The following is a 19,831-nucleotide window of genomic DNA, read 5'->3' on the forward strand; positions in this document are numbered from 1 at the left end:
GGGACATGGTCCCCCGGACACTGGCCTGAATTCTGCAAATGCGGCTCGCTGAGAAGGACGAGCGTTGGCTCCGGAGAGGGGCCCGCGCAGCGCCCGGGGTGCGCCGGACGGACTGTACCGGACTGTGGTGAAGGCCCTGACCAATAATTTATGGGGACGGATATGAGCGGATCGAAGGTCGAGCACGGAATTTTGGGCGGCGCGGTGCTGGCTGTGGATTCGCATGAGAAACCGGCCGAGATCACCCGCGAGCTGCATACGTGGCGCCCTGAAGCCGAAGGTCTGTACGACCCGAGCCAGGAGAAGGATTCCTGCGGCGTCGGCTTCATCGCCAACATCAAGGGCCAGAAGTCGCATCAGATCGTTGCGGACGCGCTCAGCATCCTCTGCAATCTGGAGCACCGCGGCGCCGTCGGCGCCGACCCGCGCTTCGGCGACGGCGCCGGCATCCTGGTGCAGATCCCGCACGCCTTCTTCTCGCGCAAGGCGAAGGAGCTCGGCTTCACGCTGCCGGCTCCGGGCGAATACGCCATCGGCGCGCTGTTCATGCCGCGCGACGAAGCGTGGCGGAACGTCATCAAGAGCATCATCGCCGACCAGATCGAGGACGAAGGCCTGGTGCTGCTCGGCTGGCGCGACGTGCCGACCGACAACTCCTCGCTGGGGGTGACCGTCAAGCCGACCGAGCCGCGCAGCATGCAGGTGTTCATCGGCCGCAACGGCGCCGCCAAGACCGAGGACGAGTTCGAGCGCAAGCTCTACATCCTCCGCAAGTCGATCTCGCAAGCGATCTATCAGCGTCGCGACCGCGGCATGTCGGGCTATTATCCGTGCTCGATGTCGTGCCGGACCGTGATCTACAAGGGCATGTTCCTGGCCGACCAGCTCGGCAAGTACTACGCCGACCTGCACGAGCCGGACTTCGAGAGCGCGCTGGCGCTGGTGCATCAGCGCTTCTCGACCAACACCTTCCCGACCTGGTCGCTGGCGCATCCCTACCGGATGATCGCGCACAACGGCGAGATCAACACGCTGCGCGGCAACGTCAACTGGATGGCGGCGCGGCAGGCGTCGGTGTCGTCGGAGCTGTTCGGCAAGGACATCAGCCGGCTCTGGCCGATCTCCTATGAAGGCCAGTCCGACACTGCCTGCTTCGACAACGCGCTCGAATTCCTGGTGCAGGGCGGCTACTCGCTGCCGCACGCGGTCATGATGATGATCCCGGAAGCCTGGGCCGGCAATCCGCTGATGAGCGAGGAGCGCCGCTCGTTCTACGAATATCACGCCGCGCTGATGGAGCCGTGGGACGGCCCGGCCGCGATCGCCTTTACCGACGGCCGCCAGATCGGCGCCACGCTCGACCGCAACGGCCTGCGGCCGGCGCGCTACCTCGTCACCAAGGACGACCGCATCGTGATGGCGTCCGAAATGGGCGTCTTGAAGATTCCGGAGGAGCAGATCGTCACCAAATGGCGGCTGCAGCCGGGCAAGATGCTGCTCGTCGATCTCGAGGAGGGTCGCCTGATCCCGGACGACGAGATCAAGGCGCAGCTCGCCGCCAGCCATCCCTACACCGAGTGGCTCGCGCGCACACAGATCCAGGTCGAGAAGCTGCCGGACGCGCCGACCACTGGCGCGCGCACCAACCTGCCGCTGTTGGACCGGCAGCAGGCGTTCGGCTACAGCCAGGAAGACATCGCGATCCTGATGACGCCGATGGCGGCGACCGGCGAGGAGGCCACGGGCTCGATGGGCAACGACACGCCGATCTCGGCGCTGTCGGACAAGCCGAAGCTGCTCTTCACCTACTTCAAGCAGAACTTCGCCCAGGTCACCAACCCGCCGATCGACCCGATCCGCGAGGAGCTGGTGATGAGCCTGGTCTCGATCATCGGTCCGCGGCCGAACCTGTTCGACCTCGAAGGCGTCGCTTCGACCAAGCGGCTCGAGGTGCATCAGCCGATCCTGACCGATGCGGACCTCGAGAAGATCCGCTCGATCTCGCAAGTGTCCGACAGCCACTTCGTCTCGCGCACGCTCGACACCACCTTCGATGCGAGCCTGGGCGCGGCCGGCTTCGAGCAGGTGCTCGACGATCTCTGCGGCCGCGCCGAAGCCGCGGTGCGCGAGGGCGTCAACATCATCATCCTGTCCGACCGCATGGTCTCGGCCGACCGGATTCCGATCCCGTCGCTGCTCGCCTGCGCCGCCGTGCATCATCACCTGATCCGCACCGGCCTGCGCACGTCGGTGGGTCTCGTGGTGGAGTCGGGCGAGCCGCGCGAGGTGCATCACTTCGCCTGTCTGGCCGGCTACGGCGCAGAGGCGATCAATCCTTATCTCGCCTTCGAGACCATCATCGCGCTCAAGGACAAGCTGCCGGGCGCGCTGAGCGACTACGAGGTCGTCAAGCGCTACATCAAGTCGATCGGCAAGGGCCTGCTCAAGGTCATGTCGAAGATGGGCATCTCGACCTACCAGTCCTATTGCGGCGCGCAGATCTTCGACGCGGTCGGCCTGAAGGCCGAGTTCGTGCAGAAGTTCTTCTACGGCACCCACACCCGCATCGAAGGCGTCGGTCTGGCCGAGATCGCCGAGGAGACCACGCGCCGCCACCGCGACGCGTTCGGCGACGCGCTGGTCTACAAGACCGCGCTCGATGTCGGCGGCGAATATGCCTTCCGCACCCGCGGCGAGGACCATGCGTGGACCGCGGAGTCGGTCGCGACGCTGCAGCACGCCGTGCGCGGCAATTCCAGGGAGCGCTACCAGGCGTTCGCGAGGCTGCTCAACGAGCAGTCCGAGCGGCTTCTGACCCTGCGCGGTCTGTTCCGGATCAAGTCGGCCGAGGACGACAAGCGCAAGCCGGTCCCGCTCGACGAGGTCGAGCCGGCCAAGGAGATCGTCAAGCGCTTCGCCACCGGCGCGATGAGCTTCGGCTCGATCTCGCGCGAGGCGCACACCACGCTCGCGATCGCCATGAACCGGATCGGCGGCAAGTCGAACACCGGCGAGGGCGGCGAGGAAGCCGACCGTTTCAAGCCGATGCCGAACGGCGATTCCATGCGCTCGGCGATCAAGCAGGTCGCCTCGGGCCGGTTCGGCGTGACGACGGAGTATCTCGTCAACTCCGACATGATGCAGATCAAGATGGCGCAGGGTGCGAAGCCCGGCGAAGGCGGCCAGCTGCCCGGCCACAAGGTCGACGCCACCATCGCCAAGGTGCGTCACTCGACGCCGGGTGTCGGCCTGATCTCGCCGCCGCCACATCACGACATCTACTCGATCGAGGATCTCGCGCAGCTGATCTACGACCTGAAGAACGTCAATCCCGACGGCCAGGTCTCGGTCAAGCTCGTCTCCGAAGTCGGCGTCGGCACGGTTGCCGCCGGCGTTGCCAAGGCGCGCGCCGACCATGTCACGATCGCGGGCTTCGAGGGCGGCACCGGTGCCTCTCCCCTCACCTCGATCAAGCATGCCGGCTCGCCGTGGGAGATCGGTCTCGCCGAAACGCACCAAACTTTGGTGCGCGAGCGGCTGCGCAGCCGCATCGTGGTCCAGGTCGACGGCGGCTTCCGCACCGGACGTGACGTCGTCATCGGCGCTCTGCTCGGCGCCGACGAATTTGGCTTCGCCACCGCTCCCTTGATCGCCGCCGGCTGCATCATGATGCGCAAGTGCCATCTCAACACCTGCCCGGTCGGCGTCGCCACCCAGGATCCGGTGCTGCGCAAGCGCTTCACCGGCCAGCCCGAGCACGTGATCAACTTCTTCTTCTTCGTCGCCGAGGAAGTCCGCGAGATCATGGCGAGCCTCGGCTATCGCTCCTTCAACGAGATGGTCGGCCAGACCCAGATGCTCGACCAGTCCAAGCTGGTCGCGCATTGGAAGGCCAAGGGCCTCGATTTCTCCAAGCTGTTCGTGAAGCAGAAGGAGGCGCCGGGCCAGAAGATCCATCACGCCGAGAAGCAGGACCATCATCTGGAAGCCGTGCTCGACCGCAAGCTGATCGAGCAGGCCAAACCCGCGCTCGACCGCGGCGCGCCCGTCAAGATCGAGGCCGAGATCAACAACACGGACCGTTCGGCGGGCGCGATGCTCTCGGGCGCGGTGGCCAAGATCTACGGCCATGCCGGCCTGCCGCAGGACACCATCCATGTCAGCCTGAAGGGCACCGCCGGTCAGGCCTTCGGTGCCTGGCTCGCCAACGGCGTCACCTTCGAGCTCGAAGGCGAAGGCAACGACTACGTCGGCAAAGGCCTGTCGGGCGGCCGCATCATCGTCAAGCCGCCGCGCAACTCCGGCATCGTGCCGGAGGAATCGATCATCGTCGGCAACACCGTGATGTACGGCGCGATCTCCGGCGAGTGCTTCTTCCGCGGCATCGCCGGCGAGCGCTTCGCGGTCCGTAACTCGGGGGCGGTCGCCGTGGTCGAAGGCGCGGGCGATCATTGCTGCGAATACATGACCGGCGGCATCGTCGTCGTGCTCGGCAAGACCGGGCGCAACTTCGCGGCCGGCATGTCGGGCGGCGTCGCCTATGTGCTCGACGAGGCCGGTGACTTCGACAAGCACTGCAACATGGCGATGGTCGAGCTCGAGCCGGTGCTGTCCGAGGAGATGATCGCAGAGGACACCTATCACCAGATGGGCGATCTCGAGGCGCATGGCCGGGTCGACGTGTTCAAGAACCTGCTGGCGTCCGACGTCGAGCGGCTGCACGTGCTGATCTCGCGCCACGCCAAGGCGACCGGCTCCAAGCGCGCCGCCGACATCCTGGCGAACTGGAAGGACTTCGCGCCGAAGTTCCGCAAGGTGATGCCGGTCGAATACCGCCGTGCCCTGAAGGAGCTCGCCGCCAACGCCGACGCCGAGCCCAAGATCGCGATCGGGGCCTGAGGCGCAGGCCACAACCAAGGCGTCATTGCGAGCGCAGCGACTTGTCCGCCGAAGCCCCTTGGGGCGTAGGCGGAAGCAATCCAGGGCCCAGGAGAAAGTCTGGATTGCTTCGTCGCTGACACTCCTCGCAATGACGGAGCGAATGAGAGACGGCGTCATTTCGGGGCGCGCGAAGCGCGAACCCGGAATCTCGCCCCACAACTTCGAGATTCCGGGTCCGGCGCTAACGCGCCGTCCCGGAATGACGGAAACGATGACAAGGGACGTCGTAGGTCATGGGCAAGGTCACAGGTTTTCTCGAAATCGAGCGGCACGATCGCAAGTACGCGCCGGTTGCCGAGCGTCTGAAGAACTTCAACGAGTTCGTGGTACCGCTCTCCGAGAAGGAGCTGCGCGACCAGGCGGCGCGCTGCATGAATTGCGGCATTCCCTATTGCCACGGCACCGGCTCGGCCGCACCGGGCACCACCGGCTGTCCAGTCAACAACCAGATCCCGGACTGGAACGACCTCGTCTACAACGGAAATTGGGAAGAGGCGTCGCGAAATCTGCACTCGACCAACAACTTCCCCGAGTTCACGGGCCGCATCTGCCCGGCCCCGTGCGAGGCGTCGTGCACGCTGAACATCGACGACAATCCGGTGACCATCAAGACGATCGAATGCGCCATCGTCGACAAGGCCTGGGAGAACGGCTGGCTGAAGCCGGAGCCGGCCGCTGTGAAAACCGGCAAGAAGATTGCGGTCGTCGGCGCCGGCCCCGCCGGCATGGCCTGCGCCCAGCAACTGGCGCGCGCCGGTCACGACGTCCATGTCTTTGAGAAGCACGCCAAGGCCGGCGGCCTGCTGCGCTATGGCATTCCCGACTTCAAGATGGAGAAGGGCATCATCGACCGCCGCATCACCCAGATGGAAGGCGAAGGCGTTACCTTCCACTATGGCGTCAATGTCGGCGGCAAGGACGGCCTCGATGCGACGTCGCTGCTGAAGGATTACGACGCGGTGGCGCTGACCGGCGGTGCGGAAGCCCCGCGCGACCTGCCGATTCCCGGCCGCGATCTCACCGGTATCCATTACGCGATGGACTTCCTGCCGCAGCAGAACCGCCGAGTCGGCAACGAGCCCGTGAACGCGACCGACATCCTGGCCGGCGGCAAGCATGTCGTCGTGATCGGCGGCGGCGACACCGGCAGCGACTGCATCGGCACCTCGCTGCGCCAGGGCGCGCTGTCGGTGACCCAGCTCGAGATCATGCCGGCACCGCCGGAGCGTGAGAACAAGGCGCTGACCTGGCCGAACTGGCCGCTGAAGATGCGGACGTCGTCGAGCCAGGCCGAAGGCGCGGCGCGCGAGTTCGCGGTGCTGACCCAGAAGTTCGAAGGCGAGAACGGCGCGGTCAAGAAGCTGCATTGCGTCCGCGTCGACGCGCAGTTCAAGCCGATTCCCGGCACCGAGTTCGTGCTCGCGGCCGATCTGGTGCTGCTGGCGATGGGCTTCGTCCATCCGGTGCATGAGGGCCTGCTCAAGAGCCTCGGCGTCGATCTCGACCCGCGCGGCAACGTCAAGGCCAACCTGACGGACTACCAGACCTCGCTGCCGAAGGTCTTCTCCGCCGGCGACATGCGCCGCGGCCAGTCCCTGGTGGTGTGGGCGATCCGCGAGGGCCGCCTGTGCGCCCAGGCCGTCGACAAGTTCCTGATGGGCAAGACCGAGCTGCCGCGCTGAGCCGTGGCGTGAACACCCTGTTTCGCTAACTGGACGGGCTTGCACCGACTGTTGGGTCAAGATCGCGTCCAGTCAGCAGAACGTGAAACAAAAAAGGGGTGGGGGCTTCCTCGACATGAATCTCCGCACGGCCTGAAGTGGCAGGTCAGGTCGACGGTCCATGATCGATCGGATGAGCGTCGAAGCGTCAGGGTCGACGTGTCACCGTGAAGCCCCCACCCGTCCTGGCCATCGGGCCAGCTCGGATGAGCCGCGCCTCGCGCGGCTCCGGTGTCAGGCGGGATGAGGCCGCGTGCAGCGACAGCGGCCCGGCTCGGCAGCAGGCGTGCCTTCGAGGATTGCGCGCACCGCGAGCATCACGATGTCAGCCATGTGGACGGTCCCCACTGTTCGACGGCAGGACGCCGCGAGCCCCCTTGGTTCCCGCAACCTAAAGCTGCGACTCTTAAGATAAGCACAATGGCCGCGGCGGCATTCCATTCAAATGCAGTTCGCGCGTGATCATGTCCGCGCTGATCACGCGAATACGCGTTTTGACTCGCGCCATCGGAGAGTGATCAGGCCTTGGTCCTTGCCCAGATGTCTTCGACCGGCACCGGCGGCGTCACCCGGAAGATCTCGTCGATGACGCGGCCGAGTTCGGCAGCGCTCTCGATCACACGCTCCTCGACGACTTCGCCATCGCGCGCCTGCCGCTGATAGCGGCGGGTGACCAGCTTGTGACGTATGCCGGGCTCGACACGCTCCATCATCAGCGTATGCGTGGCCGGCACGTTCGGGCTGGTCGAGGTGTACCAGCTGCCGAGCACATAATCGGCATGGATCTGCGGCGCGAGGTCGAACGCATACATCATGCGCCAGCCCGTCGGCTGCTTCGCGCTGACCGTATAGAGCCCGTCCCACGTGCCGACGCGGAACGTTCCCATCGGCGTCTGCTGCTCGGGTCCGAGCTCGAGACGAATGGGCGCATCCATCATGCAGATGCCGAAGCCGACATCGACGAGATACGGGCGGCCATCGACCTCGACCAGCAGCATCATGTGCTGGCGCGGCCCGAGCGGATCGGTCGGCGCCGAGCGCCAGCGCACCCGGCCGGCCAGGCCGGTGGTCTTGAATCCGATCGCCTCAAGCACCGCCTGGAACAGCACGTTCTGCTCGAAGCAGTAGCCGCCGCGGCGGCCGAGCACGAGCTTCTGTTGCACGGACCGCAGGTCGACATGGACGGGACGGCCCATCAGCGGATCGAGCGCCTCGAACGGCAGCGCGTCGACATGCGCGGCCTGCAGCGCTGCGAGCGTCGACAGGTCGGGCGCGAGCGGCCCGCGATAGTCGATGCGGGCGAGATAGGAATCCAGCTGAAGCTCACCGGCCATCGCAACGCTTTCCCGTCAGCTCTCGATGCGCTTCCAGATCACATCGACGGGCACCGGCAGCGTGAGCCCGAACACCTCCTCGATGACGCTGCGCAGCGTCTCGGGCGTCTCGATGATCTGTTCGCTCCTCACCTCGCCATCGCGCGCTTCGATGACCAGGCGGCGATTGACCAGCTTGTAGCGCGCCTCACGCGTCAACCGCTCCAGGATCAGCATCGAGGTGAACGGCGTCAACGGGCTGGTCGAGGTGAACCAGTTGCCGAGCACATAGTCGGCATGAATCTGCGGCACCAGATCAAACACATACATCGTGCGCCAGCCGGCCGGCTGCTTCGCCGCGAGCCAATACAGCCCATCAGACAGCGTCAGACGGAACGTACCCATCGCGGTCGGCTGCTCGATGTCGGCAACCATCTGCAGCGGCGTATCGAGCAGGCAGGAGCCGAAACCGACATCGGCGAGATGAGGCCCCTCCGGCAGGTCCACCTTCAGCATCATGTGCGTGCGCGGCGTCAGCGGCGCATCGGCATCGAGCCGCCACCGCACCCGCGCCGAGAGCGGCGTCACCGCAAAGCCGATCGCCTCCAGCGCCGCTTTCAGCAGCGCATTCTGTTCGAAGCAATAGCCGCCGCGGCGGCCGTCGACGATCTTGGCCTGGACCGAGGCGAGATCGATGTTCACGGGCCGGCCGAGCAGCGGATCGATGCCTTCGAAGGCGATCGCATCGACATGGGCGGCCTGCAATCCGGCCAGCGTCTCGAGCGTCGGCGCCAGCGGCCCGCGATAGCCGATGCGCACGAGATATTTATCCAGATCGAATGCGCCCGGCATCGGCTCTGCTCCCTGTCTCGGACGAGCCCATAGCACGACGCCGCCGTGCCCGGCCAGAACGGGACCGCGCACGTGCCCAAGCTCGGCTCATCCCGTCTGCCGGCTCCAGCGCTCGGCAAAGCGATGCAGCGGCAGGAAGGTCTCCAACAGCTCGCGCCCCAATGGCGTCAGCTCGTAGCCGCTGTCGCCCAGCACGATGAAGCCCGCCTCGCGCAGCTCGTCCAGCCGCGCCTGCAACACGGTCGGCGAGGCCTCGTCGCAGGCCGCGCGCAGCGCCCGGGAGGTCAGGGCGTCGTCGCGCAGCTCCCAGACGATGCGCAGGCACCAGCGCCGGCCCAACAGATCGAGCAGCGCCATGACCGGCCGGCCCGAGCGCGAGCCGCGCACCCGGCGCGGTTGAACGTCTTTCGGCACGAAAACTCTCCAACAGCTTGCCAAGCGCTACGGAAAGCGTAGCATACTGCTACAGTAAATGTAGCACCGCACAGGAGGAACCGCCATGCCCCGGATCGCCCCGCTGCAGCCGCCCTACCCGGCCGACATCCAGGCGCAATTCGACCAGATCATGCGCGGGGCGCCGCCCTTGATGCTGTTCCGGGTGATGGCCGGCCATGCGCGCGCCTGGACCAAATTTCGCGGCGGCAGCCTGCTCGACCGCGGCCCGCTGTCCCTGCGTCAGCGCGAGATCGTCATCGATCGGACCTGCGCGCTGAATGCGTGCGAGTACGAATGGGGCGTGCACGTCCGCATCTTCGGCTCAGACGCCGGCCTGACGGCGCAACAGATCGACGCCACCGTGAATGCACCGGCCGAAGCGGCGTGCTGGTCGGCCCCCGAACAGGCCCTGATCGCTGCGGTCGATGCCTTGCACCAACGGTCGACCTTGAGCGACGACGAATTCGCCCGCCTCCGCCTGCATCATGATGAGGATCAGGTGCTGGAAATCATCCTGCTGTGCGGCTTCTATCGCACCGTGTCGTATGTCGCGAACGCACTGCAGCTGCCGCTGGAGGCCGATGCGGCACGATTCAACGCAGGCTGACCGGTCTTCCCAAGCGCGCGGCAGCCGGGCGCCCGCAAACGACGCTTCGAGCTAGGCCACCCCGGCCCGCAACAGATCGTGCATGTGCAGGATGCCGACCGGCTTCAAGCCATCCGTCACGATGAGCGTCGTGATCTTGGCGGAGTTCAGGATCTCCAGCGCCTCGGAGGCCAGCGCCTCGCGGCGCACGGTGCGCGGGTTCGCCGTCATGATCTCCTCGACCGATGCGGACAACAGATCGGCGCGCATCTTCCGGCGGAGGTCGCCGTCGGTGATGATGCCGGCGACGTGACCACGAGCATCGACGATGACCACGCAGCCGAGCCCCTTGGCCGACATCTCGGCCAGCGCATCCGGCATGCCGGTGCCGAGCGGCTTCAGCGGCACCGCGTCGCCCGAGCGCATCAGGTCCGAGATGTGCTTGAGCATGGCGCCGAGCTTGCCGCCCGGATGGAAATTGGCGAACTCCAGCGCGGTGAAGCCGCGGCCTTCGAGCAGCGCGATCGCGAGCGCATCGCCGATCGCGGCCTGCATCAGGGTCGAGGTGGTCGGCGCCAGATTGTGCGGGCAGGCCTCGCGCGCCTTCGGCAGCTCCAGCACGATGCGCGCCGCCTGCCCCAGCGACGATTGCGCATTCGAGGTGACCGCGATCAGCGGGATGGCGAAGCGCTTGGTATAGTTGACCAGCGTCTTCATCTCCGGCTGCTCGCCGGACCACGACAGCGCGATGACGACGTCGTCCGAGGTGATCATGCCGAGATCGCCATGGCCGGCCTCGGCGGAATGCACGAAGAACGCGGGCGTGCCGGTCGAGGCGAGCGTGGCGGCCATCTTGCGGGCGACGTGGCCGGACTTGCCGAGACCGGTGAGGATCGCCCGGCCCTTCGCCTGGCGGATCAGTTCGACGGCGGCGGCGAAGGCCGCTCCCAGAGGTCCCGACAGCGCCGCGGAGATCGCGGCAATGCCGTTGCTGCCGGCATCGAGCGTGCGCAGTGCCGACTGGATATCTGCGTTGGCGGGAGCGGTGTCGGGCAACGGCTTCGATCTCGGCATGCGGACTTCCAAGGCTGAACAGTCAGGCGCCGCTCTTTAGCATGGGTAAGGCAGCAAGGCGCCATCAACAGCCCATTAACCATATTTGTTTTTACTCCCTTAACGACGCGGTTTGCCGGGCGGCGCGGGTGTCCCGACGACGCAATTGATTTTGTTGGAGTATTTTCATCGTGGGGTGGAGGCCTGACAGCGGCCGCGCAGGACGCGCGCGAAGGCGCGCGGTGTGGCGCGGCGCCTCCGCCGCATGCCTGCTGCTCGGCGCGCTCGGCCCCGATGCGGCCCACTCCCAGACCATCGACGTGTTCCGGCCGGTGCGCGACGGCTTCCTGGCTCCGCAGGACTCCCCGTTGCGGCGGACCGTGGTCAGCGGCCTGACCGATGCCGTCCCGACGCCAGGGCTGCCCGCGACGCCTGCGCCGACCAGCTCGGCCGCACGACGAAATCTGGTCCCCCTGCCCGGTGTACCCGCGGCCAGCGGCGCATCCGATGTCGGCTATGATTCGCTGAATCGCACCCGCAAGAAGCCGAGATACTATCCCGCCCAGGCGCGGCCCAAGCCGGCGCCGGGCCCCGGCACGCGGCCGTCCGGCGAGCTCACCGGCCAGTTGCGCCCGACCCTGCCGCCCTCGGCCTCCGCCAACCGGCAGCCGCTCCCGCCTGCCATGGCAGGCACCGTGCCCGGCCAGCCGCCGCGCAAGCGCCTCAGAATCGACGACGACCCGTTCGGCGCGGTCGGCGACTACGCCGGGCCGTTCCTGATCAAGGGCGCGGTGGAGCTCTCGGCCGGCTATGACAGCAACCCGGCCCGCCTCGCCAAGCCGCGCGGCATGCCGGCCTGGGTGATCGCGCCGGAATTCCTGGCGGTGTCGAACTGGGAGCGTCACGCCCTCGTCGCCGACCTGCGGGGCTCCTTCACCGGCTATGGCAGCACCCTGCCGGCTATCATGGATGGCGGCATCAATTCGGCGCCGACCACGCTCGACCGCCCCGACTTCACCGGCCATGTCGACGGCCGCCTCGACGTCAGCCGCGACACCTCGGTCGGCGCCCAGCTCCGGCTGCGTGCCGCGACCGACAATCCCGGCAGTCCCAGCGTGCAAGCTGGATTGGCGCGCTATCCGGTCTACACCACGCTCGGCACCACCGTCGGCATCGACCAGCGCTTCAACCGGCTGCAGGTCTCGGCGGGCGCCACCGCCGATCGCACCAGCTATCAGCAGAGCAAGCTGACCGACGGCACGATGACGTCGAACGACGACCGCAACTACAACCAGTTCGGCGGCATCGGCCGGGTGTCCTACGAGGTCATGCCCGGCCTGAAGCCGTTCGCCGAGATCCAGGGCGACAGCCGCGTGCACGACCAGCGGGTCGATCGCTCGGGCTATCAGCGCGACTCCTCGGGCGGCTATGCCAAGGCCGGCACCTCGTTCGAGTTCACCCGGCTCCTGACCGGCGAGGTCTCGATGGGCTATGCCACGCGCAGCTATGTCGACCCGCGGCTCAACCGGCTGCAGGGCTTCCTCACCACGGCCTCGCTGGTGTGGTCGGCGACGCCGCTGACCACCGCGCGGTTTCTCTCCGACACGCAGCTCGCAGAAACCACGGTGGCCGGCGCCTCCGGCGTGCTGGTGCGCACCTACACGGTGCAGGTCGACCACGATTTCCGCCGCTGGCTGACCGGCATCGGCAAGTTCAGCTTCGGCACGCTCGACTATCAGGGCTACGGCCGCAGCGACCGCACCTATTCGGCCGAAGGCAACCTCGTCTACAAGATGTCGCGGAACGTCTGGGTCAAGGGCACGCTGCGCTACGACAAGCTGGATTCGAACATCACCGGCGCCGGTTCTTCCGGCACGGTGGTGATGGTCGGCGTGAGGCTGCAGAATTGAACCCAGCTCTCGCCCCGTCATTGCGAGGAGCGCAGCGACGAAGCAATCCAGGGTTTTGGAAACGACTCTGGATTGCTTCGCTGCTGTTCAGCCCGGAGACATAGCTTACACCTGTTCGGGGACATAGTTGACAGTTTTGGGGTCGCGCAGATCAATCGCTGCGATCTGATGTGCGGCAAAGAAAATTCCGAACTTTCCGTCGGCACTGAGTGGCCGGATAGCCAGCCGCTCACCTCGGAAGGCTTGCGGGACTTTCCAGAGCCGCCCCTCGAAACTGACGTAGGCCTTCGTGCTCGACACGGAACGGATGCTCTCACCCTCGTCGTATTCGACGATCGGAAGCCGGTCTGGCATCGCACGTTGGCTCGGTTGATAGCGGCTTGCCGGCACGTCGAAGTTCAAGGCCTCGTGCGGCCGGTCGAGATTGTAGATGGAGCGCCATCCGTCGAGTGCCCGCTGGACATCGGGAAGATCACGGTAGCGCCTGAAGGCAAACACCTCGGCCTTCAGACTACGGTGGAAGCGTTCGTTCTTGCCGCGGCTCTGAGGATGGTAGGGCCGGCTGTGGATCGTTCGAACGCCGAGCTTCAGAAGCCAGACCGTCAACGCGGTCCAGGGGTCTTCGAGGGTAAATCCCCAGGGGCCACCATTGTCGACGAACATCGCATCCGGCAGTCCATAACGGCGGAACGTCGTCTCCAAATGTCCTTTGACCGTAGAGCCGCGCTCGTTGTCACAAGCCGCCAGGCACAACGAGAAGCGGGAGTGATCGTCCAACGCTGTCAGCGGATGACAGGACACACCGTTCTCCAGCGCACTGTGCCCCTTGAAGTCCATCTGCCACAGCTGATTGGGCGCATCCTTCTCGAACCGCGTGTAGGGCTGTCCGGGCGCGCCTGCAGGCTCGACCACTCGATCGTAGCGGCGCAGGATGGTGTGCACGGTAGATATCGCCGGGACAGCTTGACCATCACGCTCAAGACACCGTGCGAGCTTGCGCGCGCCCCAGGCCGGGTGAGCATCGCGCAATGCGACAATCTGCTGCTCGGTCGCAGCCGCGGTGCGCTCCGGACTTCGATGAGGCCGCCGCGACCGATCCGCCAGCGCCGTGTCCCCAGCGTCATGCCGCTGGATCCATTTGTAGCCCGTCTGAGGGCTGATGCCGAACCGCCGACACAGCTCCCGCCGGTTCGCCCCTTCCTGCTTGGCAAGCATCACAAACTCTCGTCGCTGGTCCATGACAGACACCTCTCGCCACGGCATCGCTCGCCCCTCTGCTTGACGAATCGAGCCGATTTTGAAGTGTCAACCATCTCCCCGAACACCCGTCAGCTATGTCCCCGGGCTGAACACTGCGCTCGCAATGACGCGGTGGGGCTGTCGCTCAAAGCGGTCAACTCGCCCGCAGGACTACGCGGCGGCCACCGTGAGCTGCGCGCCGTCCGCCTGCACGATGCGGACGCGGCTGCCGGCCGGCGTGTCCGGGCCCGCCACGCGCCACACCGTGTCGTCGATACGCACGGTGCCGTTGCCACCGACGATCGGCTTCTCCAGGGTGAACTCGCGACCGACCAGGGCCGCCGAGCGGCGGTTGAGGAACGGATTGTCCTGCGACGGCGCCGCGCTCGCCCGCGCGAGGCGCCGCCACAGCGGCACGGCGGCGAGCGCGAACAGCGCGAACAGCAGGATCTGCAGTTGCCATCCCGGCGCTAACGCAAACGACAGCAGCCCGACCAGCAGCGCCGCGAGGCCCAGCCAGAACAGGAAGATGCCCGGCGCGAGCAGCTCCAACGCCATCAGGATGATGCCGAAGATCAGCCAGTTCCAGGTGCCGAGCGTCACGAACATGTCGCTCATCAGTGTCCTCCCCTGCGTCAAGCCTGCGGCGGCGTCGGCGGTTTCGGCGCCGTCCCCGCTGACGGCACCGAGCCGCCGCGGCGCGCGGCTGCCACGGCCGAAGCCGCGCTCTCGCCGAACGTCGCCTTGGCAATCTCGCCGATGCCGGCGAGCGAGGCCAGCATGCCCGTCGCCTCCAGCGGCAGCATGATCACCTTCTGGTTCGGCGAGTCGGCGAGCTGGCCGAACGCCTTGATGTACTTGTCGGCGATGAAGTAGTTGAGCGCGGCGACGTCGCCCTTGGAGATCGCGTCCGACACCATCTGCGTCGCCTTGGCCTCGGCCTCCGCGGCGCGCTCGCGCGCCTGGGCATCGAGAAAGGCCGATTCGCGGCGGCCCTCGGCCTGCAGGATCTGGCTCTGCTTGGCGCCTTCCGCGCGCAGGATCTCCGACTGCCGCTGGCCCTCGGCCTGCAGGATGTCGGCGCGCTTGACGCGCTCGGCCTTCATCTGCCGGCCCATCGCCTCGACCAGATCGGCCGGCGGCACGATGTCCTTGATCTCGATGCGGTTGACCTTGAGGCCCCATGGCGACACCGCGGCGTCGACGACGCGCAGCAGCCGCTCGTTGATCTCGTCGCGATGCGACAGCACCTGGTCGAGATCCATCGCGCCCATCACCGAGCGGATGTTGGTCATGGTCAGCGTGACGATCGCCTGGTTGAGGTTCGACACCTCGTAGCTCGCCTTGGCGGCGTCGAATACCTGGTAGAAGGCGACGCCGTCGACCGTCACGGTGGCGTTGTCCTTGGTGATGACCTCCTGCTCGGGGATGTCGATCACCTGCTCCATCATGTTGATCTTGCGCCCGATGCGATCGAAGAAGGGCACGATGATGTTGAGGCCCGGCGACAAGGTGCGGGTGTATTTGCCGAACCGTTCGACGGTCCAGTCGAACCCCTGTGGCACGGTCTTCACGCCGGAATACAGCGTGAAGATGACCAGCAGCACCAGCGCTATGGCGAAAATGTCGAAACCGCTCATGGATCCTCCAAGGGAGGAGACGATCGTCCCCTCACCAGCCTCTGCAGCCATCACAATCTAGGGATTACTGCATGATTTGGTCGGGGGTCCGCTAGGCGCGGTTCAGGAAAGTATTTTCGACGGGCGGACGGTCGTCCGCCTTGCGCCGGCGGGCGGCTCACCTAGCGGGCCGGCAATACTGCCGGCGGCTCAGAGCCAGCCTTTTACACCCAGCCCTGCAGCTCGCGCAGCACGAGCTGCCGCAGCACCTCCATGCCGGGCGCGCTATCGTTCAGGCACGGCACGGCGGAGAATTCCTCGCCGCCATTGTGCTTGAAGATCTCGCAATTCTCGCCGGAGATCTCCTCCAGCGTCTCCAGGCAGTCGGCGGCAAAGCCCGGCATCACCACGGCGATGCGCTTGACGCCGTCCTTGGCGAGCTTCTCGATGGTCTTGTCGGTATAGGGCTGCAGCCACTCCGAGAAGCCGAAGCGCGACTGGAAGGTCAGCAGCAGCTTGGTGTCGTCCATGCCGAGCCGCTTGCGCAGCAGCTCGGTGGTGGCGATGCACTGCTCGCGATAGGGATCGCCCTTGTCGACATATTCCTTGGGCATGCCGTGGAACGAGGCCACGATCAGCTCGGGCTTGTACGCCAGCGTCTTCAGATGATCCTCGATCGAGACGGCCAGCGCCTCGATGTAGAAGTCGTCGTTGTAATAAGGCGGCGTCACCCGCAGCGTCGGCTGCGCGCGCAGCTCGGTCAGCACGCGGAACGCCTCGTCGCACACGGTCGCCGAGGTCGCGGCTGAATATTGCGGATAGAGCGGCACCACCAGGATGCGGTCGCAGCCCTGGGCCATGAGACCATCGACGCCAGCCTTGATCGACGGATTGCCGTAGCGCATCGCCCAGTCGACGATGACGTGGCTGCGGTCGGCCAGGCTCGCGGCCAGCTTCTCGCTCTGCGCGCGGGTGATCGTCTTCAGCGGCGATTCGTTCCTCTCGGTGTTCCAGATCGACTGGTAGTCTTTCGCCTTCTTGCGCGGCCGGACATTGAGGATGATCCCGTTGAGGATGATCTTCCACAACAGGCCCTGGTCCTCGATGACGCGGCGGTCGGACAGGAACTCCTTCAGATACACCCGCACGCCGGCGGCGTCGGCCGTATCCGGCGTCCCGAGATTGACCAGCAGCACGCCGACGCGGGACGTGCTCGCGGCCGGCAACGGCCTGACGTCGACAGGCCTGGCATTGTCCAGAGAGATGGCGGCGGTCATGATGCCCGTGACTGCTGAAGAGCGTGGCTTGGCGGCTTGTTTCGACATTGTCAAGATAAGGGCCATTTCACTGATGTCATCGGGCTGGAGGAGCCATGACGATTGCCGAATTGTGCATTTTCGCCAGCGTAATGCTCTATCTCTTAACGATCGTGCCGGCGAAATGGATCAGCGTCGACGGTGGCGGGCGCTATGACAACGCCCGGCCGCGAGATCCCGCCTTCTACGCCGGCGGCATCCGCGAGCGGGCGCTGGGCGCCCATCAGAACGGCATCGAGGCGTTCCCGTTCTTTGCCGCGGCGGTGCTGCTGGCCGAGTTCCGCGGCGCGCCGCAGAACCTGATCAACGAGCTGTCGGTGCTGTTCGTGATCGTGCGCACCGCCTATGTGCTGACCTACGTCGGCAACCGGCCGTCGCTGCGCTCGATCCTGTGGGCGATCGGGTTTCTGATCACCGTCGCGATCTTCTTCCTGCCCCTGCTGCGCCAATACCTGCCGGTTTGAGCGGGCCCAGTTTCCGGGCGTGAGAAGCGTCACATCTCCATGCCCATCCGGATGCTAACCAAAACGGCCATGCGGCGTCCGTCTGTACGCTTTTTGTTTCTCCTTTGATCCGGTCTGCTGCGGCCAGTTGATTGGATTTGACGGCGAAATTCCCTATAGGGCGGAGTGAATTCGACTGCCGCAGCGGCGCTGTGAGGCCGCCAGAGGGATCGTGATGACTTTGACCAGCTCGGCCCCCGCGCGCGCGCCGCGCGACCCGGGAAATTACCAGACCGCCCTGCAATCGACGGTGCGGGCGGCTGCGGACTGGCTGATCGCCAACCAGAAGCCCGACGGTCATTGGGTCGGCCGCGCCGAATCCAACGCCTGCATGGAGGCGCAATGGTGCCTGGCGCTGTGGTTCATGGGGCTCGAGGAGCATCCGCTGCGCAAGCGCCTGGGCCAGTCGCTGCTCGACAGCCAGCGCCCGGACGGCGCCTGGCAGGTCTATTTCGGCGCCCCCAATGGCGACATCAACGCGACCGTCGAGGCCTATGCCGCGCTGCGCTCGCTCGGCTTCCGCGACGACGAGCCGCCGGTGCGCCGCGCCCGCGAATGGATCGAAGCCAAGGGGGGCCTGCGCAACATTCGCGTGTTCACGCGCTATTGGCTGGCGCTGATCGGCGAATGGCCGTGGGAGAAGACCCCCAACATCCCGCCCGAGGTGATCTGGTTTCCGCTCTGGTTTCCGTTCTCGATCTACAATTTCGCGCAATGGGCACGCGCAACCCTGATGCCGATCGCGGTGCTGTCGGCGCGGCGGCCGAGCCGGCCGCTGCCGCCCGAGAACCGGCTGGACGCGTTGTTTCCGCATGGGCGCAACGCGTTCGACTACGAGCTGCCGGTCAAGGCCAATGCCGGCGGCTGGGACAAGTTCTTCCGCGGCGCCGACAAGGTGCTGCATGCCCTGCAGAACCTCGGCAACAAGCTCAATCTCGGCCTGTTCCGCCCGGCGGCGACCAGCCGCGTGCTGGAATGGATGATCCGCCACCAGGATTTCGACGGCGCCTGGGGCGGCATCCAGCCGCCCTGGATCTACGGCCTGATGGCGCTCTACGCCGAGGGCTATCCGCTCAATCATCCCGTTCTCGCCAAGGGCCTCGATGCCCTGAACGATCCCGGCTGGCGAGTCGATGTCGGCGACGCCACCTACATCCAGGCGACCAACAGTCCAGTGTGGGACACGATCCTGACCCTGCTCGCCTTCGACGATGCCGGCGTGCTCGGCGATTACCCCGAGGCCGTCGACAAGGCGGTCAATTGGGTGCTCGACCGCCAGGTCCGCGTGCCCGGCGACTGGTCGATGAAGCTGCCGCACGTCAAGCCCGGCGGCTGGGCGTTCGAATACGCCAACAACTATTATCCCGACACGGACGACACCGCCGTGGCGCTGATCGCGCTGGCGCCGCTGCGCCGTGATCCGAAGTGGCAGGCCAAGGGCATCGACGAGGCGATTCAGCTCGGCGTCGACTGGCTGATCGGCATGCAGAGCGAGGGCGGCGGCTGGGGCGCGTTCGACAAGGACAACAACCAGAAGATCCTGACCAGGATCCCGTTCTGCGACTACGGCGAGGCGCTCGATCCGCCGTCGGTCGACGTCACCGCCCACATCGTCGAGGCGTTCGGCAAGCTTGGCATCTCGCGCAATCATCCCGCCATGGTGCGCGCGCTCGACTACATCCGACGGGAGCAGGAGCCGAGCGGCCCGTGGTTCGGCCGCTGGGGCGTCAACTACGTCTACGGCACCGGCGCGGTGCTGCCGGCGCTGGCCGCGATCGGCGAGGACATGACGCAACCCTATATCGGCCGCGCCTGCGACTGGCTCGTCGCGCATCAGCAGCCGGACGGCGGCTGGGGCGAGAGCTGCGCCTCCTACATGGATGTCAGCGCGGTCGGCCGCGGCACCACCACGGCGTCACAGACGGCGTGGGCGCTGATGGCCCTGCTCGCCGCCAACCGTCCGCAGGACAAGGAGGCGATCGAGCGCGGCTGCATGTGGCTGGTCGAGCGCCAGTCGGCCGGCACCTGGGACGAGCCGGAATTCACCGGCACCGGCTTCCCCGGCTATGGCGTCGGCCAGACCATCAAGCTGACCGATCCCTCTTTGCAGGAGCGGCTGATGCAGGGCCCGGAGCTGTCCCGCGCCTTCATGCTCCGCTACGGCATGTACCGCCACTACTTCCCGCTGATGGCGCTGGGACGCGCGCTGCGGCCGCAGGGGCACTAACAACTCATCGCCTCCGCGCGTGCCCGTGAATGCGCCCTCCCCCCTTGTGGGAGAGGGCATGTAGGACAGCGCGCTGCAGGGACTGGCCGCGGCATCGGGGTAAACATAGGGGACGG

Annotated in this window: 14 protein-coding genes; 6 read left to right on the plus strand and 8 right to left on the minus strand. The window is 66.3% G+C overall.

Translation table 11 applies throughout. The features are described 5' to 3' along the window. The first annotated feature begins 162 nt into the window (after positions 1 to 162). Both gltB and ACQR0W_RS14035 read left to right on the plus strand, forming a co-directional pair. The gene (gene gltB, locus ACQR0W_RS14030) at positions 163 to 4,899 is read left to right on the plus strand and encodes a glutamate synthase large subunit (RefSeq protein ID WP_315753660.1); all 4,737 of its coding nucleotides are present in this window, start codon (positions 163 to 165) and stop codon (positions 4,897 to 4,899) included. A 275-nt stretch (positions 4,900 to 5,174) separates the two neighbouring features. Continuing rightward, a complete protein-coding gene (locus ACQR0W_RS14035) occupies positions 5,175 to 6,623 on the plus strand; it encodes a glutamate synthase subunit beta (protein ID WP_315716554.1) in 1,449 nt (482 codons plus the stop codon). 557 nt (positions 6,624 to 7,180) lie between these two features. Here ACQR0W_RS14035 and ACQR0W_RS14040 read toward each other — a convergent pair. From ACQR0W_RS14040 to ACQR0W_RS14050, 3 genes are all read right to left on the minus strand, one after another. After that, a complete protein-coding gene (locus ACQR0W_RS14040; RefSeq protein ID WP_316171313.1) occupies positions 7,181 to 7,996 on the minus strand; it encodes an arylamine N-acetyltransferase family protein in 816 nt (271 codons plus the stop codon). Positions 7,997 to 8,011: 15 nt separating this feature from the next. Next, positions 8,012 to 8,827 carry an arylamine N-acetyltransferase family protein gene (locus ACQR0W_RS14045; RefSeq protein WP_315716552.1) on the minus strand — a complete coding sequence of 272 codons (816 nt, stop codon included), beginning with the start codon at positions 8,825 to 8,827 and terminating at the stop codon, positions 8,012 to 8,014. An 87-nt stretch (positions 8,828 to 8,914) separates the two neighbouring features. After that, on the minus strand, positions 8,915 to 9,184 hold the full coding sequence (locus ACQR0W_RS14050; protein ID WP_315716709.1) for a winged helix-turn-helix transcriptional regulator: 270 nt from the start codon (positions 9,182 to 9,184) through the stop codon (positions 8,915 to 8,917). Between the two features lie 142 nt (positions 9,185 to 9,326). On the opposite strand from ACQR0W_RS14050, the gene ACQR0W_RS14055 reads away from it, so the two are divergent. Continuing rightward, the gene (locus tag ACQR0W_RS14055) at positions 9,327 to 9,869 is read left to right on the plus strand and encodes a carboxymuconolactone decarboxylase family protein (RefSeq protein ID WP_315716551.1); all 543 of its coding nucleotides are present in this window, start codon (positions 9,327 to 9,329) and stop codon (positions 9,867 to 9,869) included. A gap of 51 nt (positions 9,870 to 9,920) precedes the next feature. On the opposite strand, the gene ACQR0W_RS14060 is transcribed toward ACQR0W_RS14055, so the two are convergent. Then, a complete protein-coding gene (locus ACQR0W_RS14060; RefSeq protein ID WP_315716550.1) occupies positions 9,921 to 10,922 on the minus strand; it encodes a KpsF/GutQ family sugar-phosphate isomerase in 1,002 nt (333 codons plus the stop codon). A 170-nt stretch (positions 10,923 to 11,092) separates the two neighbouring features. On the opposite strand from ACQR0W_RS14060, the gene ACQR0W_RS14065 reads away from it, so the two are divergent. Further along, the gene (locus ACQR0W_RS14065) at positions 11,093 to 12,811 is read left to right on the plus strand and encodes an outer membrane beta-barrel protein (protein ID WP_316171312.1); all 1,719 of its coding nucleotides are present in this window, start codon (positions 11,093 to 11,095) and stop codon (positions 12,809 to 12,811) included. 105 nt (positions 12,812 to 12,916) lie between these two features. Here ACQR0W_RS14065 and ACQR0W_RS14070 read toward each other — a convergent pair whose 3' ends face one another. The 4 genes from ACQR0W_RS14070 to hemH form a co-directional block, all read right to left on the minus strand. After that, on the minus strand, positions 12,917 to 14,074 hold the full coding sequence (locus tag ACQR0W_RS14070; protein ID WP_316171311.1) for an IS481 family transposase: 1,158 nt from the start codon (positions 14,072 to 14,074) through the stop codon (positions 12,917 to 12,919). A 147-nt stretch (positions 14,075 to 14,221) separates the two neighbouring features. Beyond that, positions 14,222 to 14,668: an NfeD family protein gene (locus ACQR0W_RS14075; protein ID WP_315753670.1), complete on the minus strand. Its 447-nt coding sequence runs from the start codon at positions 14,666 to 14,668 to the stop codon at positions 14,222 to 14,224. Positions 14,669 to 14,685: 17 nt separating this feature from the next. Beyond that, a complete protein-coding gene (locus ACQR0W_RS14080) occupies positions 14,686 to 15,690 on the minus strand; it encodes an SPFH domain-containing protein (RefSeq protein WP_315716547.1) in 1,005 nt (334 codons plus the stop codon). Positions 15,691 to 15,893: 203 nt separating this feature from the next. Next, positions 15,894 to 16,946 (minus strand): ferrochelatase, encoded by a 1,053-nt coding sequence (hemH, locus tag ACQR0W_RS14085; protein WP_315716546.1) that lies wholly within the window; start codon positions 16,944 to 16,946, stop codon positions 15,894 to 15,896. Between the two features lie 95 nt (positions 16,947 to 17,041). Between hemH and ACQR0W_RS14090 the strand changes: the two genes are divergently transcribed. Both ACQR0W_RS14090 and shc read left to right on the plus strand, forming a co-directional pair. Further along, entirely contained in the window at positions 17,042 to 17,449 is a 408-nt protein-coding gene (locus ACQR0W_RS14090) for an MAPEG family protein (protein WP_315716545.1), read from the plus strand. Positions 17,450 to 17,663: 214 nt separating this feature from the next. Next, positions 17,664 to 19,715, plus strand: coding sequence for a squalene--hopene cyclase (gene shc / locus ACQR0W_RS14095; protein ID WP_316187071.1), 2,052 nt, complete (start codon positions 17,664 to 17,666; stop codon positions 19,713 to 19,715). Positions 19,716 to 19,831 lie beyond the last annotated feature (116 nt).

It is taken from the genome of Bradyrhizobium sp. HKCCYLRH1034, assembly GCF_051168375.1.
Lineage (GTDB): Bacteria > Pseudomonadota > Alphaproteobacteria > Rhizobiales > Xanthobacteraceae > Bradyrhizobium.